We start from the raw sequence: 15,734 nt of genomic DNA, 5'->3' as shown, positions 1-15,734 counted from the left end.
GCCGTCTCGGGGTGGTGGTGAGGTCCGCGTGCGCAGACGCTCGCCCCCATCCTTGTCGCGCATTCTTCAAAGGGTGCTTGAGGCCGGACCTGCGGACAGCCACGCTTCGCGCTGGATGTCCCAGACTCTCGACCCGTCCGTGCCTCTCCGCTGGAAGACGAACCTGGCCCTGTTCCTCCTGACGGTCGTCACCGTGTTCTTTGCCGGTGCAGGGTGGGCCGGTGTGGCGCCGACGAGGCCAGGACTGCTCGGGGTCATCGACATCCTGCCGAGCGGGTGGCGCTTCGCGGTACCGCTGCTGGCCATCCTCCTCGTTCACGAGTTCGGGCACTACTTCGCGGCCCGTGTGCACGGGGTCGCAGCCTCGCTCCCGTACTTCATTCCCTTGCCCGGCGTCGGGTTGCTCGGGACGATGGGCGCTGTGATCTCGATGCCCGAACGCATCAAGTCACGCAATGCGCTGCTCGATATCGGCGCGGCCGGGCCGCTTGCAGGGCTCGCGGTCGCGATCCCCGTCCTGGTGATCGGCTTGCTGCAATCCAGGGTGGAGCCGGTGAGTGGCTCGGGCATCCTGGAGGGGCAGAGCCTGTTCTACATGGGGCTCAAGCGGCTCCTCCTGGGCCCCATCCCGGAGGGCCACGATGTTTTCCTGAGCCCGACGGCACTCGCTGGCTGGGCCGGGCTCCTCATCACGATGATCAACCTCTTGCCGGTGGGGCAGCTCGATGGAGGGCACATCGCCTACGCCTTGCTCGGCCCGGTGCAGAACCGCGTGGCGCGCGTGATCCATCCGCTGCTGCTCGTCATCGTCGCTTACAATCTGGCGAGGTTCCTCCCGGGGGCGATCGCGGCGGGCACGGGGGACGCCATCTGGCAGGCGATCGGCAATTCGAGCTTCTGGTTCGCCTGGTTCGTGCTCGTCCTCGTGCTTCAGCGGGTCGGAGGGACGGACCACCCTCCGACAGACCCGGGGGAGATCTCGGCCCCGCGGCGGCTCGTCGCCATCGTGTCGCTCGTCATCTTCGTGCTGCTGTTCATGCCCACCCCCGTGTCGACGTACTGAAGGGGGACGAGCGCTGCAGATCGAGGGGGGCTCCTGCACCAGAAGTGCGGTGCAGGAGCGAGGTTCGGTGAGGATGCGAGCGGGACGCGCGCCGACGCAGAGGAGGTGTTTCTCAGCTCTTGGGCGGCGTCGCGAACTTTGTCCGAAGCGCTTCGCACACCACGGGGGGAGCGTAGTGGCTCACGTCGCCTCCATGGCTCGCGATCTCTCGCACCAGCGAAGCAGAGACGAAGCCGTAGTTGGCGCGCGTGGGAAGGAACACGGTGTCCACGCCGGGGACCATGTCGGCGTTGGCGTGGGCGATCTGCAGTTCGTACTCGAAGTCCGTGGCGGCGCGGAGGCCGCGCACGATGACCCGCGCACCTACCCGCTGGCAGTAGCCGATGAGCAGGCCTTCGAACGAATCGACGCGCACGTTCGGAAAGGGATGAGAGACCTCGCGCAGAAGATCGAGGCGCTCCTGGTAGGAGAACAGCGGCTTCTTCGTGGGGTGACGGCCGATGGCGATGATGACGTGGCCGAAGAGCTTCGACGCACGTTCGATCAGGTCGAGGTGCCCGAACGTGAGGGGGTCGAAGCTGCCTGCGTAGACCGCGAGGAGATCCTGGACCATGGCGTGTTCGCTGTCAGGGAGTCTTGCCGGTGGGCTTCGGGGAGGGAGGAGGGGGTGCCGGTGTTCCTTGTTTCGGGGCCGACAGCGCCGGGGAAGGGGCGCCGGGAGTACCAGGAGAACCAGCAGCGCCAGGCGACGCAGGAGCGAGCGAAGGTGGAGAGGCTGGGGAGCCGTCAGACGCGGGGAGCCCAGGAGAGGCTTGCGGCGCATCCTGAGGGGTGGGTGCGCTCCGACCGCCGCGGAGTACCTGTTCCGCCGCTGCATCGTCTTCAATCCACATCAGCCGTCCGCCATCGGCGAAGGTGATCCGGAAGTAGGCGAGCAGGCCCGCACCGATCACGCCATCCACGTCGAGCTTGAGCTGTTTCTCGATGTCCGAGAGCGGAGCACCATACACGCCCGGTACCTTGGGGATGTCGTATGCACCGAGGCGGAGGGTGGAGATCAGCCCCTGCTTGAGCTTCTGCTCCGGGTCCTGCTCCAGTGGCTTCAGGCTGGAGATGTCGACCCCGGCCTTTTGCCAGCCGTCTTTGTCCAGAGCGACGGGGAAGCTCATCGAGGTGTCGATGAGCATGGGGCCGCGGATCTCCTTGTCGCTGCTGACACCACTGCGCAGGATCATGCCACCACCGCGGACGTAGAAGATGTCCACGCGGGTCGCGTTGGGGGGAGAAGGAGGAGAGAAGGACCGCACGACGAATTGACGACCTGCGTAGTCGAGGGTCGCATTGAGGTGCCGGAGGAGGTTCACCCCGAGCAGCGCCTTGATCGGTGCCCCCATCTGCTTGGATATCCCCGAGAGATCCTGGGAGAGCGCGGGGACGTCGTTGACCTCCAGCTTCTTGCCGAAGCGGAGCGAAACCCAGCTGGGCTCGGGGCGCGTTGCGCTGTCCAGCACGACCTCACCCGTACCGGTGGACACCATCGCCAGCGCCGATTCGCCGTCGATCTCCACGGGCACGACGAAGAATGGGGCGTAGGGGCTGACGTGCGGCATCTCCACGGGAGCGAGGAGAGCGCCGGAGAGAGAGAAGGGCACCCGCCCTGCACCGCGACGGGCGAGCTTGGCGATCGACTTTGCCCAGTCGTCCACCACGTCAGGATCGTCGAGCATCGCCTCCAGCTCGTCTGCTGCCGCTTCGAGGTCGCCTTTGTACCAGTACGCACGTCCTCTCAGGCCGGCAGCCTCGGAGCCGCCAACGCCCTTCAGTAGCCGGAGCGTCTCCGCGAAGTCCAGACGCGCGAGAGCGATCCGGCCAGCGAGCAACCGCACGTCCTTGTCTTCCGGGACGATGGCGAGGGCCTTCGCGACAGCGTCGCGAGCGTTCTCCACGTCAGCGCTCTGGAACTCCTGCTGCGCGCGCAGGAACCACTTGTCTGCCGCCTGCGGCCGGGTCGCCGCAGTACCCATCGCGCCAGAGCAGGCTCCGAGCAGCAGGGGAATCGCGAGCATTCCGAGCGCCATGCCGACGCGCCAGGGCCGTTCTCCCGTGCCCTGCTCATGCTGGCAGGTCCGAGCACATGGCCTCGCAGTCACCCTTCGATTCAACAGACTTCGCACGTCGTTCCTCACGCTCCTCGCGCCGCGCCGTCAGGGTCGGTCCCACCCGGCCTGGAGGGGTGGAGCGGCTCGAGCGCAAGGATGCGGTCGGCCCGGAGTTCACGGCGGCTGCGCGAGGGGAGGAGATAGCCGAGAACCAGGGGAGGGTCGAGGTCCGTTCGCACTCCCGTTATCCGGACGGTGAGCTCCTGCGCGGCTCGGCCAGCAGGTCGGTAGCGCAGTCGAACCGGTTCGCCTCTGGCCGCCGCTTCTTTCGCGGCTTCGACGAGCTCTGGACGCGCACGACGCTCCCCGACGCGGACACGCCACAGATGCCGAGGGGTTGCTGGCGAAAGCTCCGTCACGATGCGCCCGAAGATTGCTCGAAGGGCCAGGACATCATCCTCGGCACGATGCTCCCGCTCGCGCACGATTCCAAACTCACGACAGAGGGAAGCGAGACTGTGGCTGGTAAATGCAAAGGCACGGCGGGCGAGGACCAGCGAATCGAGGAAGTGAGAGAACCTCCTGGGCCTGCCGGCACGGGCCAGCTCCGCCTCCAGGAAGGCGACATCCCAGTCTGCAGCGTGGGCAACCACGATGGCCCCCTCGGCCAGCGCCTCCAGAGGCTCACAGAGCGCGGAGAAAGGGGGTGCGTTCGCCAGGTCACCGGGCTGGATGCCATGCACGTGTGAATTGCCGAAAACCTCCGACTCAGGACGCACCAGTGAGGTGAGAGACGCCTCGAGCACGTCCCCGCGAACACGCTGGGCGCAGATCTCGATGATGCGATCGGTTGCCGGATGCAGGCCCGTCATTTCCAGGTCGACGAACAGCAGTGGCGCAGACGCGAGAGGTAGATCCCAGGGAGGTCCCAGGGGTGGTTCTTCCTGTGCCGTCCCATCCAGGTTTTTCCTTCGATTTCGTGGGGCTTCAGCCGTCATGATCTCACCAGCTCTCGTCCCTGCCTCGCATGGCTTCACCGAGGGGTCCAGGCATGGGAAGCGCGACGCCTGTGCAGCGAGTCCCTATCGTCCACCAGCCCTCGTGCAGAGCGAGTTTCTGCGGCGGCCATTCACTGCTAGATTCCTGGGGTGCGGAAGGTAGGCCATCCCCACCGAGATGAGCCAGGCTCGGAAGACGTCGACGCGGCGGTGGCGAGCAAGCGTGACGACCAGCGTGAAGACCCGCTCGGGGAAGATGAAGAGCGCACTTCACTGCAGCGTTCAGAGCCCCTTGATCTGCCTGTCCTCGTGGTGAACCGTCAGTTTCACCCGGTGAAGCTCACGAGCGCCCGGCGCGCCTTTCTTCTTCTCTACTCCGGCTCAGCCCTGGCCCTGGATGAGGCAGGTGAGCTGCACGATTTTTCTGCATGGCGCCGTCTACCTGTCCGGGAGAAGGATCACCGCGTGCCCATCGTGGGGGGCTCGCTGCGGGTTCCTCGCGTCGTCCATCTGCGCCACTACGACCGCGTGCGGCGCCCCACGGTCCCGCTCACGCGCAAGACCGTCATGCTGCGTGATGGTCACCAGTGTCAGTACTGCTCGAAACAGCCAGCCATCCGTGACCTCAACATCGACCATGTGATTCCGCGCTCTCGCGGGGGCAACAGTTCGTGGGAGAACCTGGTGACGGCTTGCCGCACCTGCAATCTCCGCAAGGGATGGCGAACCCCCGATGAAGCAAGCATGCGGCTCATTCGTGCCCCTCAGGCCCCGCGCTGGTCGCTCGCGGCGCTCATCGTGATGGGATCGCCTCTCATTTTCGAGGAGTGGAATCCCTTCCTCCGGGCAAGCTGAGAGGACGAGGACGAGAGCGAATCTCGAGCGTCACGTCCACATTCGCCTGAGCAGCGAGTGACGAGGAGAACCGCATGGCTCCCAGGATGCGCATGAAGCAACCGCGCGCCTCGTCGCTTCCGTAGGTGGTGGCATCGAGCAGCCGAAGATCTCTGACGGCACCATCGCGCTCAAGGGACAGGCGTAGCGCGATGATGCCCGTAGATCTGTCTGGTTCTACGCACCAGCGTAGCGCGGCGTCAGCGTCACGAAGCGCCACACCGATGGCTGCTGGATCGATGCCGGGATCCGCACGAACTTCAGCAACTGCGATGGTGAGATCGGCGCCTGGCTCGGCTGTGCTCTGGAGCGTCGTCGGGCGGGTGGAGGACACACTCGAGGCGGGATCGTCGGCATGACAGCCGAGGATGCGCAGGAAGAAGAGCCCTGCGATGGAGAGCTTGCCTGCACTCTGAACAGGAGGCCTCACTGGGTGAGCACGACCTGTCCGTCGTCGGCGCAGTAGGCAACCACTGTCCAACCGGCATCCGTGCAGAGGAAAAAATCACTACAGTCCGTCAAGCAAACCGCTGAAGCACACATATCGGCAGCCGACGCCGGGCAGTCGGGGTGCTGCAAGTCGGGTTCGCAACCGGTGGCTTCTTCAGCCCAGTCGATCGAGGGCCGCTCACAGTCGCTCTGATCTTCATCGTCCGGCTGCTCTTCGGCAGGCGGTCCATCCGCGGGCTCACAGGTCGTCGCGAGCGTCCACTTTCCATCCCTGCAGTCGTAGAGCGCCGCACAGGTTCTGTCGTCGCACGTTCCGCCGCGACCCAGAGGACAACCGGCCTCCGGGATCTCTCCGCAAAGCTGCAGCGGGTCAGCACCGGTGCACGCTGAGCCGACCACCAGCATCGCCAAGAGCGCCCAGGCAACCGCCGCAACAAACCTTCTCTCCCGGGGTTCGCTGCCCAAGCGGCACTTTTCCCTCATGCGGATGCCATTCTTGCCTAAACCAGGAAAAGTGCAAGCTGGCTACGTGGTCTCTACTCTGGGATGAGGAAAGACTATCATGCCCCGCATGCGTGCATGCGCCACTGCAAACGCCCTCTTCATGGGACTCACGATCTCTCTTGCTCTTGTCGCGGCTTGCTCGAGCGGTTCCACACCGTCGCAGGTACCGAGCGGAGAATCGGCGTCGTCGGACACCACTTCAGGGGTACAGCCCAGTGCGACTGGTCCTTCCACGACAGACAAGGCCGCGCAGGCTCCCCAACCTGCCACGGCATCCACTCCGAGGAAGGCCCCGGAGACAGTTGCCGATTGCAAAGAGATGCTCTCTGAGATCGCGAACGTTCCGCCCAGCGAGGGAGTGGTGATGAACAACGCGATGACCGCCAAGGATGCGGGTTCGAGCGATCGTCTCTATTCGATTCTCGAGGTCGTGAAATCAAATCGTGACAGCTTCCGCTGCTGCTTCGACCTCTACGCTCGAAACAACCGGGGTGCGAAGGGCAGGCTTGCCTTCCAGATAAAGCTCGACCCGGAAGGCAAGTTCATGGAGGCCAAGATCAAGCAAGATGAGAGCGACATCACCGCAGGCGAGGTGGAGTCGTGCATGACCGATCTGGTGAAAACGATCTCCTGGCCGAAATCGCCCAGTGGCAAAGAGACTCTTTACACTCACCGATTCGATTTCAAGCCCAAAAACTGAACAGGTCCACCGTGTCAAGTGACGCAGCGCCGCCCTTGCGCAACAGCAATACTCTGGGCGGCCGCAATGCTTATGCTGAGCTCCTTCGGGACACCCGAGGTCTTCGGCGCGAGCAGCAGCAGGCCCGTGAAGCCTGGTTTGCGCGTCTCGCGGCCGACAAAAAGGAAGACACGCTCTTCGAGCTCGAGATTCTTCTCAAGGGCCTCGCCTGCTTTGCCAATCCGCGCAATCACCCCGGGGTCGCGCGCCGCCAGACGATCGTCGGCCAGGACTTTCGCGAACATCTGCAGCATGCCCGTGACGGCATGTCACGGGTGGTCCAGCTGGCCCGCACCATGCTTGGTGACCGGGACCGAGCTTTCGTCTTCCAGCGGTACCTGGAGACTGTGCTGCCCGAGGATACTGCCCGTACACGCCTGCTCCAGGCAGCGATGGCACAGGAGACGCCAGAGGGCAGCCTGTTCGTACTGCGACACGGGTTCACCAACCTCATCGAGGTGGCCGGAGGGCTGCTCCGCGTCCCTCGGCTCAACTTCAGGTTGTTCTACGCTCATCTCGCCACAGGAATGCGCGAGATCGCGCAAAGCTCGTTCTTCAACCCGCTGCATGCTCTTGAATTCAGACCCGAGTTCGATCGAATTGCGTCCACACAGGTTCTGGAGCTGATCCAGCACGTACCTGGCGAGCACGCGCACCGACTGGTCGCGCTGACCTTCCTCTCGTTCTTCCGGATGCTGCGGTACCTGCGTCTGGTCGACGCCATCGCACTGGATTACTCCGATCGGCGCATTGCTGGCCGCGCCCACCTGGTGCTTGCCGTACTGCGCAGTGACGCCCGAGCACTTTCAAACTACTTGCGTCGGCGTGCCGGGGTGATGCTCGCAGATAGTTACGAGCGCGACCTGCTGCGCATTCCTGCAACGGACCTCCACGCTCGCTATGACGAGCTGACAGCCGAAGGACACAGACTCCTCGCCATCAAGGCAGCGCTCACCGGTGTCGCTGCAAATCTCCGCCTGGAGATGCGCCGGACCTTCGAGCATGACCTGCCGGCAGCAGACAGCTTGCTGCCCGAAGGGGAACACCGTGCACGCCTCCGCGCCGCCACGGCCAGCCTTCGTCCTGCCCTCCAGAATGCAATTCTCTTCCTGGGGCGTTCACTCGGCACTCCCCTAGAGGAAGGCGGAGTCTTTGATGATCAAGCGGCGCGACGCGCCACGAGCGAGCGCCTCAGACGCGACGTATGGATGTTCGCCCAGATCGCCCGCGCATTCGCCAGCAAAGCCCGACACACGGGCCCTGCACCAGACCGCTGGACGGGGATCACGAGCTTCGCCTTCATACGCGAGTTCTTGTCTTACTTCCGTGCCATGGGTTACCCGCTTTTGCGGGTGGGCGACTATCCGCGCGTTGATACCTTCATGGCTGCAATGAGTCGCCTGGAAGAGACCGACCTGCTCGATCCGGCAACCATGGAAGCCGCCATCCTCGAATCCGAAGCGTTTTACGAGTTCCTGACGACTCTCTTCGAGCAGATCTCCAAGCGAGACGAGCTGGCGGGCGTTGCTTTTGATCGCAAAGATGCCGCGCGTGCCCTGCGCCTTTACCTGGGCGAACGCTCTTGAAGCAGCACCCCACCTGAAGGGCAGAAAGGTCTCTCAATCGTTGAGAGACGACCAGGAGTGGTGAACTCGAACGCCGCCCGATGATGATCTCACGGGTGCCGGGAAGCAGGCTGGTCTCAAACGCCCCCGGCCTGCTCACAGACAGAACTCACGCGCTCAGCGTGGCCACGACGAACTCGTCGAGCTGGTAGCATCAACCAGCCAAACCGTCGTTCGGCTCAGCCAGTCCACCATTTAACTGGGATGTACTCGACCAGGCGACCAGCGACTCTGCTTATCGCCACCCTCATTGAAGAACAGACCGCGCGGCCTCAGAGGGTATTGGGAGTGCCGCGAACAGGGAATCGTAACGCCATGCAGTCAAGCCGACCTACACGAGCGGTCGGCGACTGGATGACTATTCGGACTCGTCGCCGCCGCCCTGCGAGGACTGAGCGGGAGCCGGAGCAGCCGCTGCCTTCGGGGCACGCGTGCTCCCCTTCGAAGCGCGCTTCCCGGCCGAGCGAGTGCTGCGGGTAGCAGCAGCCTTGCGGGGCGCTGCCGTCCGCTTCGCTGCGGCACGCGGCTTGCGCTTGGTGGCTGCCTTCTTCGGCGCCTTCTTCGCGGCCACGCGCTTGGTCGTCTTCTTCGCCGCGCCGCGCTTTGCGGTCGTCTTCTTCGCAGCCTTACGGGCCGGCGTCTTCTTGGCGACCTTCGCAGCCTTCGCAGCGGCCGGCTTCTTGGCCGACTTGGTCACCTTCTTCGCGGCCTTCCTCCCGGTCTTTGCCGTCTTCTTCGTAGCCATCGGGAATCCTCCTGCATGTGTCCTAGCTGACGGCCGCGTAGGGTTTGAACGCGCCGACCGCCCACCAGAACAACAGATGTTGCGAGACATATATTGCCATGCATGGTGATGGTCAAGGAAATTGTTGCGTGGCCTATAGTTGCTTCCCCCTCGCCTTTGGGCGGAATCACCCTGCAAGGCTTGCGGGGGGGTAAACGCCAGAGCAGGGCTCCTCGCTGCCCACCAGTGCGTAACCAGGGGACCTGAGCGTTGCGCACTGCACCCCCCTTGGTGCCCTGAAGGCGAACGCTTGCTGGCTGAGCAGTCAGGCCTTCAAGGGAGCTTGTACCCCTTGAGGGGTGTGAGTAGGGTCCGAGCGCTTTCCACTGCTACCGTGACAACGGAAATCTGTTTGCTGGTTCTTCAGGAGGAAACCGATGCGGCTTCGTAGCTCAACACGGGCTTTGTTCTTGGGCATCACGCTCCTCTCAGGCTTGGGAGTGATTGGATGCGGCTATTCCGAGGAGGAGATGCAGGCGAAACTCCGAGAGATCAACGACCTGCAGGCCGAACTCAGCAAAGAACAAGCTCAAAACAAGAAGGCACGCGCAGAAATCGAGGAGGCCGCCACGAAGGTCGGTCAACTCAAGGCTCAGCTCAAAGCAGCAGGAGTCGACATCTCCAATCTCAATGCCAACCTGGAGCAGCAGGCTCGAGCACTGGAAGACTATCGAAAGCGTGCCGAGCAGCTCGAAGCCATCAAGAAGCGCTTCGAGCTCCTGCGTGAGAAACTGCAAGCTCTCACCAAGCTCGGACTCAACGTCACCGTGCGTAACAACCGCATGGTGATCCAGATGCCAGGAGATGTCCTCTTCGATTCGGGCCGAGAGACCCTCAAGAAGGATGGGCAGGACATCATCCTCAAGGTAGCAGAGGTCATTCGTAGCGACGCTGGATTGGCATCACGTACTTTCCAGGTAGCCGGTCACACGGACGATGCTCCGCTACAAGGCGGTAGGTTCAAGGACAACTGGGGATTGAGCGTGATGCGAGCTCGCGAAGTTCTGGCATTCCTCGTCACCCCGGTTGAGAAAGGAGGAGGAGGACTCAATCCTACACGCTGGAGTGCTTCTGGCTATGGGGAGACCGACCCGATAAAGACCAACGACTCACCCGAAAACAAGCAAGCGAATCGTCGCTGCGAGATCGTGGTGGTGCCCAATGTCGAGGAGATGCTCGACCTGAAAACGTTGATTCAATAGACCAATGCGAGTTGCTGCGATCGACATTGGCACGAACTCCGTGTTGCTGCTCATCGCCGAGCAGAGCGCGACCGAACTCGTGCCTCTTGTCGACCGGGCAACCATCACTCGGCTCGGGCAGGGGGTCGACAGGACGGGCGCTCTCTCTCCAGATGCCGTCGAACGTACACTCTCGTGCTTGGCGCGCTACGGAGAGGAGATTCGTCGCCATACTGTCGACCGTGTCGATGCCGTGGGCACCAGCGCCATGCGAGATGCCGTTGGCACCGACACCTTCCTCGCCCAAGCGCGCCATCTCATCGGCACAACGCCCAGAGTCATTTCGGGAGAGGAAGAAGCTGCTCTCTCCTTCCAGGGTGCCATGGCGGGGATCTCCGCCAACGCCTGTCCTTGCATCGTCTTCGATGTCGGTGGCGGCAGCACGGAGATCATCGCCAATCTCGCTCACGAGAGGCCTGATCTGGAGGCGTTCAGCCTGAATATCGGCAGCGTTCGATTGACCGAGCGCCATGTGCGAACGGATCCACCTGCGCATGCCGAACTCGAGGCGATACGTGCCGACATCCGCGCTGCGCTCACCTCGGTGCATCTACCCAGCCCACCCAGGGACTCGCAGCCTCTGCTGGTCGGTGTTGCGGGCACCGTGACGACAATCGCCACACTTGCTCTCAACCTCGATGCTCACGATGCCCCGTCCCTTCATGGTGCAAAGATTGGTCGCAAAGAGGTTGAAGAGGTGGCGGCGCGTGTGGCGTCTCTGCCGCTGGCTCGTCGACGGCAACTGCAGGCGATCGACCCCGCTCGTGCAGATGTCATCGTGGCCGGCAGCATGATCGTCGAAGAACTATTGCGCTGGTCAGAGGAGTTCTTTGGTCAATCCAGTAGCGAACTCACAATCTCTGGCAGGGGCGTACGCTGGGGTCTGGCCCTGCAGCTTGCGGGCCTGGCTTAACGGAGCCTCTTCTAAGGAAGCAGTGAATCTCTGCCACGACGGCAGTGAATCCGCCCACTTCCTCCCGTTAGCACAGAGATGTGGACGTCGTGGCACGGCGCGCTTGGGGCTGCCGTCGCCGCACGTACGACCGCCCGTCGTTCTTGCCACGAACTCGTATACATCTCTGAAGCTCACTCGCAGCTTGCCAGGTGGGAAGCTCGCTGGCGTATTCACTTGCGTCTCCCCTCGCTCTCGCCGTCAACTTCGCAGCAATCTCATTGGGCTACAGTTCGAGATCAAATTGCGAAGGAGCCAAACGTACCAGACCGGTCAACACTTTTTTGTTGACGTTGCGTGTCAATCTGACTAGATTGCGCGCGCCCTGCGCAATCCAGTCATACACCTTCGGTCCGTTGATCGAACACTGAGACCTGTGCCGCGTGGCTCACTCGGCTTGGGTGGTATATTCCAGTTTCAGAATCTTGCTTCGCGTACATCGGCGAAGTCCCCCCTCGTCGCCTCAGGCCGCTAGGCTCCCCCGAGTCCATCCCATGCCCCGTCACAACCCACTGACTCGTGTCACACTTGGTGCTTCTTCAGGAATGTCGGGCGGGTCGAATCTGTTTCATCGGCCGATCCTGCAGGTGAGGTGAGTGGGCGATGACTCAAGGGAATCGTCCAAGCAATAAGAAATCTGAGGAAACTGCGGATGCAAGGGTGGGAGTCAAAGGAGAGAATATGCAGGCTCGTACGGAGATCCAGTTCAAGGTTGGCGACAAGGCTGTGTATCCCGCTCAAGGCGTTGCCGAGGTTGTAAACATCGAGGAGAAGGACATCGCTGGTAACCGTCAGCGGTTCTACGTCCTGCGCATCCTCGATACCGACCGAAAGATCATGGTTCCCGTAAGCAACGCCAGCGCCGTTGGCCTTCGTCAAGTCATCTCTGAGCAGGAAATCCGAGAGATCTTCGACATTTTGCGCGAACGAACGATCGCCTTCGACAACCAGACGTGGAACCGCCGCTACCGCGGCTTCATGGACAAGATCAAAACTGGGTCGATCTACGACGTGGCGGAAGTCCTACGGGATCTGTACAGGCTCAAGACGGACAAGCAGCTCTCCTTCGGAGAGCGCCGAATGCTTGACACCGCTCGTACCCTCATCGTCAAAGAGATCGCCATTGCGCGCGGCCAGACTGAAGAACAAGTGAAGAACGAGATCGAAGCCATCTTCATGGCCAACTGAAGACAGGCACGCTCCTCCTCGTAGCGCCTTTCGATTCGCCGCAACTGTCCCCGGGACGGGTTCAAGGCGCACCCATCACTCGCTTCCTGGTCGCACCTGCACTGCCGGAAGCGGCGGCAACATCAGATCAACCCTCCAAGCAGAATCCTCGAAGAGGCATGGGATCTGCGCTCGCTCACTGGGCAAAATCCCGGCCACTTCGACGATACCGTGCATACCTGATATCTGAGCGGTGTAGTGCTGCGGCTCGAATCGTAGCTGAAAATGCGACGGGACGAGCATCGCTTCAGGCGCGATCATCTTTCCTGTAGCAGCGCTATAGCGCTGCGCTCGAGCGCTCAGGTTGTCTCGTGCGCGTTGCGAGAGCAGTTCATACACGCTCTTTGCATCGCCCGGCCCCCCCTGCAGTTGTCTCATACGCTCGACAAACTCACGCACGGATCCGTCCGGGGTCGCATGCGGTGGTCTGCGGCCGCACCCCGTGCTGGCAACAACGAAGGCCATGCAGGAGAGTGCGAGCCGTACCCACCGTGCTCTTGCCCGCTCGTGCTGTCGCTTCACTGTTCGTACATCGGCCGTCAGCACTGCCGGTCACCGTCTGTTCTTGCTGTCATTCATCGTAAATCCCGAATACCGATGGAGCTTGCTGGGCGGCGCCTCAGCTTGCTGGTTGCGTGAATGAATGGACCGCTGGTGGTCTTCTCACTCGCACCCCGGCACGTTCATTCCGGAACTACCTTTCCCAACGCTCCCACTTGTCTCAATGCTTCATAGAGTACAATGGAGACCGCATTCGCCAGATTGAGCGACCGTACCGCGCCTAGCAAAGGGATGGCGAACACGGAGCTCCGCATCCGGTCGAGCAGTTCCTGATCGAGGCCGGTGCTTTCCTTGCCGAAGATCAATGCATCTCCAGGGCGAAAGTCCGCTTCGAGATAGCTCCGCTCGCCGGATGCGCTGAAGAGCCGCGGCCGTGCCTCGGGGTAGCGGTGATGGAAGTGGTCCAGGTGAACGTGCTGCTCAAGCTGAACCAGGGGCCAGTAGTCGAGCCCAGCCCGACGCACCGCATGCTCATCGATTCGAAAGCCAAGCCGACCGATGAGATGCAGAGGGCTCTGCGTCGCGGCTGCGATGCGGCCAATGTTGCCCGTGTTCTGCGGAATCTCTGGCTCGACCAGCACGATCCTGAAAGGCGGATCGAGTGGTGCCGCACGGAGGCGAGGTCGGTGCTCGTTGGCCACACCCTCTTCTCCACGAGCCACGGCCTCGACGCAAGGACCCGCCGCTGCTCAACGAGCGTCGCCAGCGTTGGACCACGCCTCTTCCGACACACCCACCAGCGGCACCCGGACGCAACCACCCAGTCAGGAGCCGAACCCTTCGGCTTACGGAACCACGTGCGCCGAACAGCCCAGCTAGCCTTGAGCCTGCAGACAAAAGCCAAGTGCCTCGTCTGCTGGCTTGACGACCGCGCAAACGCAAACGTAGCCTCCCGCTCGGAGACACGTCATGCGCGCAACCTCCTGGCTCGCCCTGGCAACCGCCATTGCAGGTGCAGCGCTGTCCTCAGCGGCGGCCGCAGACACCATGGACCCGGCTATCTCGCGCCTGGTCACGAACGCCGGTTGTCGAACCGCCGGGCCGGATGGCGGACTCTTCTACAATCCTCAGTCAGGCTTCACCCGCTGCCAGCCTGACAATGCCTCGTTCGCCAAGCTCATCGCTCAGTACGGCTTCGCTGTCGCGCCGACCGCAATGCACTCCGCTCGAACGACCGGGTACGGCGGCTTCGAGCTGGGGGTGGAAGCGGCGTACACCAAGATCGATAGCGACGCCGAGTACTGGAAGCAGGGAACCCGAGGCCCCCAGGATCCCACCACCAAGGAGTCCTCGTACTACAACAAGGAGCCTAACAGCCTCCTTCAGCACTACGCCCTCAAGGTCAGGAAGGGTTTCCCGTTCGGTCTCGAGCTCGCGAGCGCCGTCGGCTTTCTGGGCAACACCAGCATCGTCACCGCTGGCGCCGACGTCCGCATGTCCGTCTTTGAGGGCTTCCGCACGGGCATCCCCGCCATCTTCCCTGAGATCGCCGTCGGTGGCAGCGTCCGCACCATCACGGGCACCGAGGACTTCCAGCTCACTGTCGCGGGCGTGGACGCGCAGATCTCGAAACCTCTCCCCATCGCCGGCACGGTCGTGCTCACCCCCTACGTCGGCTACCAGTGGATCCGCATCTTCGGTGACTCCGGCCTGATCGACACCACCCCCAACACCGACGCCCTCGACTACTGCGACTTCCGCGGCGCCAACACCCCTGCCACCCCTGGGGGCACCACGGGCGCCTACGATGGTCAGCCCGTCTGCGGCGCAGGCTCCAGCGCCGACTTCAACAACACCGTCGTCTTCGACGCCGTGCGGCTCACGCGCCACCGCCTGAACTTCGGCGCCCAGCTCCGGTTCCAGATGGTGAAGTTCGGGATGCACTTCATCACCGACCTCACCAGCGCAGAGGATGCCAACCAGGGCCAGGACTACGAAATCGACGGAGCCAACAAGTTCGCAGGCGTCGGCCGCCAGTGGACCCTGGCCCTCGATCTCGGCGCCGTCTTCTGACCCACGCCTCTCGCCCACGCCGGCGCCCCCTTGGAAGGGGCTCCTCCAGCGCTAGGCCTCTCGCCGCCTCAGCGCCGCGACTCCGACTCCGGCAGCGTGAACCCGAGCTGTGAGAGCATCGCCCGGAACGCGCGCTCCTCGTTCCGCGCCGCCGTCAGGTGCTCCATGAACTTCTTGAAGTTCCCCTGCACCGCCGCATCCGCTGCCCGTTCACTGTTCTCCATCACCAGCAGCAGGTGAGGGTGCACCTTCGCCACCGCCGCCGGGCACTCCATCTTGCGCGCCGCCTTCACGCGCGCCTCGGCCAGCGCCTGGATCACGAGCACCAGCTCCCGATCGTGCGTCCGAGGCTGCAGCAGATCTCCTTCCCGCCGCGCCTCATCCAGCAACAAAGATGCCCGGTCCAGGTAGCTACCAGCCCACGTTGGCAGCGCGAACAGCAACCCCGAGAGCATGAGCGCGAACGCAACGAAGACCTTTCCCATCACTCCGACCTCACTGCCACATCGCCCAAGCTACGGGACGGCGGCGCCCCCGTCCCCCCCTCCGTCTCCATCCCTCCCCCACCCGTCTCCATCCCTCCC

The 15,734-nt window shown here is 63.1% G+C and carries 16 protein-coding genes; 8 read left to right on the top strand and 8 right to left on the bottom strand.

All coding sequences use genetic code 11. The features are described from left to right. Positions 1-115: 115 nt before the first annotated feature. Entirely contained in the window at positions 116-1,063 is a 948-nt protein-coding gene (locus CAP_RS34495; RefSeq protein ID WP_156041403.1) for a site-2 protease family protein, read from the top strand. A 112-nt stretch (positions 1,064-1,175) separates the two neighbouring features. Here the strand turns inward: CAP_RS34495 and coaD are convergent, their stop codons facing one another. From coaD to CAP_RS49110, 3 genes are all read right to left on the bottom strand, one after another. After that, complete coding sequence (coaD, locus tag CAP_RS34490) at positions 1,176-1,676, bottom strand: pantetheine-phosphate adenylyltransferase (protein WP_044248769.1); 501 nt, start codon at positions 1,674-1,676, stop codon at positions 1,176-1,178. 13 nt (positions 1,677-1,689) lie between these two features. Then, a complete protein-coding gene (locus CAP_RS34485) occupies positions 1,690-3,129 on the bottom strand; it encodes a tetratricopeptide repeat protein (protein ID WP_156041402.1) in 1,440 nt (479 codons plus the stop codon). A gap of 116 nt (positions 3,130-3,245) precedes the next feature. Next, positions 3,246-4,160 (bottom strand): 3'-5' exonuclease, encoded by a 915-nt coding sequence (locus CAP_RS49110; protein ID WP_081865564.1) that lies wholly within the window; start codon positions 4,158-4,160, stop codon positions 3,246-3,248. Positions 4,161-4,370: 210 nt separating this feature from the next. Between CAP_RS49110 and CAP_RS34475 the strand changes: the two genes are divergently transcribed. Beyond that, the gene (locus tag CAP_RS34475) at positions 4,371-5,015 is read left to right on the top strand and encodes an HNH endonuclease (protein WP_231511858.1); all 645 of its coding nucleotides are present in this window, start codon (positions 4,371-4,373) and stop codon (positions 5,013-5,015) included. On the opposite strand, the gene CAP_RS52845 is transcribed toward CAP_RS34475, so the two are convergent. After that, positions 4,975-5,484, bottom strand: a complete 510-nt coding sequence (locus tag CAP_RS52845; RefSeq protein ID WP_197041483.1) for a hypothetical protein — start codon at positions 5,482-5,484, stop codon at positions 4,975-4,977. The two genes, CAP_RS34475 and CAP_RS52845, sit on opposite strands and share 41 nt — an antisense overlap. Positions 5,485-6,327: 843 nt before the next feature. Between CAP_RS52845 and CAP_RS52840 the strand changes: the two genes are divergently transcribed. Beyond that, positions 6,328-6,708, top strand: a complete 381-nt coding sequence (locus CAP_RS52840) for an AgmX/PglI C-terminal domain-containing protein (RefSeq protein ID WP_044248761.1) — start codon at positions 6,328-6,330, stop codon at positions 6,706-6,708. 35 nt (positions 6,709-6,743) lie between these two features. Further along, positions 6,744-8,333, top strand: a complete 1,590-nt coding sequence (locus CAP_RS34465) for a hypothetical protein (RefSeq protein ID WP_156041400.1) — start codon at positions 6,744-6,746, stop codon at positions 8,331-8,333. 397 nt (positions 8,334-8,730) lie between these two features. Here CAP_RS34465 and CAP_RS34460 read toward each other — a convergent pair whose 3' ends face one another. Then, on the bottom strand, positions 8,731-9,117 hold the full coding sequence (locus tag CAP_RS34460) for a hypothetical protein (RefSeq protein ID WP_044248754.1): 387 nt from the start codon (positions 9,115-9,117) through the stop codon (positions 8,731-8,733). Positions 9,118-9,533: 416 nt separating this feature from the next. Between CAP_RS34460 and CAP_RS49100 the strand changes: the two genes are divergently transcribed. The 3 genes from CAP_RS49100 to CAP_RS34445 all read left to right on the top strand — a co-directional run bounded on the left by CAP_RS49100 (position 9,534) and on the right by CAP_RS34445 (position 12,537). Further along, positions 9,534-10,358, top strand: a complete 825-nt coding sequence (locus CAP_RS49100; RefSeq protein ID WP_081865563.1) for an OmpA/MotB family protein — start codon at positions 9,534-9,536, stop codon at positions 10,356-10,358. A 40-nt stretch (positions 10,359-10,398) separates the two neighbouring features. Beyond that, positions 10,399-11,310, top strand: coding sequence for a Ppx/GppA phosphatase family protein (locus tag CAP_RS34450; protein WP_231511857.1), 912 nt, complete (start codon positions 10,399-10,401; stop codon positions 11,308-11,310). Positions 11,311-12,030: 720 nt separating this feature from the next. Beyond that, positions 12,031-12,537 (top strand): CarD family transcriptional regulator, encoded by a 507-nt coding sequence (locus tag CAP_RS34445; protein ID WP_044248748.1) that lies wholly within the window; start codon positions 12,031-12,033, stop codon positions 12,535-12,537. Positions 12,538-12,612: 75 nt separating this feature from the next. Here CAP_RS34445 and CAP_RS49095 read toward each other — a convergent pair whose 3' ends face one another. After that, positions 12,613-12,975, bottom strand: coding sequence for a hypothetical protein (locus CAP_RS49095; protein WP_231511856.1), 363 nt, complete (start codon positions 12,973-12,975; stop codon positions 12,613-12,615). Between the two features lie 284 nt (positions 12,976-13,259). After that, on the bottom strand, positions 13,260-13,778 hold the full coding sequence (locus tag CAP_RS34440) for a tRNA (cytidine(34)-2'-O)-methyltransferase (RefSeq protein ID WP_044248746.1): 519 nt from the start codon (positions 13,776-13,778) through the stop codon (positions 13,260-13,262). Positions 13,779-14,046: 268 nt separating this feature from the next. On the opposite strand from CAP_RS34440, the gene CAP_RS34435 reads away from it, so the two are divergent. Then, positions 14,047-15,150, top strand: a complete 1,104-nt coding sequence (locus tag CAP_RS34435) for a hypothetical protein (RefSeq protein ID WP_044248744.1) — start codon at positions 14,047-14,049, stop codon at positions 15,148-15,150. A 68-nt stretch (positions 15,151-15,218) separates the two neighbouring features. On the opposite strand, the gene CAP_RS34430 is transcribed toward CAP_RS34435, so the two are convergent. Then, positions 15,219-15,635 carry a hypothetical protein gene (locus tag CAP_RS34430; protein WP_231511855.1) on the bottom strand — a complete coding sequence of 139 codons (417 nt, stop codon included), beginning with the start codon at positions 15,633-15,635 and terminating at the stop codon, positions 15,219-15,221. Between the last annotated feature and the right edge of the window lie 99 nt (positions 15,636-15,734).

This window comes from Chondromyces apiculatus DSM 436, from assembly GCF_000601485.1.
In the GTDB taxonomy this organism is placed as follows: domain Bacteria; phylum Myxococcota_A; class Polyangia; order Polyangiales; family Polyangiaceae; genus Chondromyces; species Chondromyces apiculatus.
Note: the sequence above shows the minus strand (reverse complement) of the source record. Positions and strands in the feature narration are given on the sequence as shown.

Coding starts and splice junctions, on each gene's coding strand:
- CAP_RS34445 (WP_044248748.1), top strand. CDS start 12,031: ATGCAGGCTCGTACGGAGATCCAGTTCAAGGTTGGCGACAAGGCTGTG.
- CAP_RS34495 (WP_156041403.1), top strand. CDS start 116: ATGTCCCAGACTCTCGACCCGTCCGTGCCTCTCCGCTGGAAGACGAAC.
- coaD (WP_044248769.1), bottom strand. CDS start 1,676: ATGGTCCAGGATCTCCTCGCGGTCTACGCAGGCAGCTTCGACCCCCTC.
- CAP_RS34485 (WP_156041402.1), bottom strand. CDS start 3,129: ATGCTCGCGATTCCCCTGCTGCTCGGAGCCTGCTCTGGCGCGATGGGT.
- CAP_RS52840 (WP_044248761.1), top strand. CDS start 6,328: ATGCTCTCTGAGATCGCGAACGTTCCGCCCAGCGAGGGAGTGGTGATG.
- CAP_RS34430 (WP_231511855.1), bottom strand. CDS start 15,635: ATGGGAAAGGTCTTCGTTGCGTTCGCGCTCATGCTCTCGGGGTTGCTG.
- CAP_RS34435 (WP_044248744.1), top strand. CDS start 14,047: ATGCGCGCAACCTCCTGGCTCGCCCTGGCAACCGCCATTGCAGGTGCA.
- CAP_RS34460 (WP_044248754.1), bottom strand. CDS start 9,117: ATGGCTACGAAGAAGACGGCAAAGACCGGGAGGAAGGCCGCGAAGAAG.
- CAP_RS49100 (WP_081865563.1), top strand. CDS start 9,534: ATGCGGCTTCGTAGCTCAACACGGGCTTTGTTCTTGGGCATCACGCTC.
- CAP_RS49110 (WP_081865564.1), bottom strand. CDS start 4,160: ATGACGGCTGAAGCCCCACGAAATCGAAGGAAAAACCTGGATGGGACG.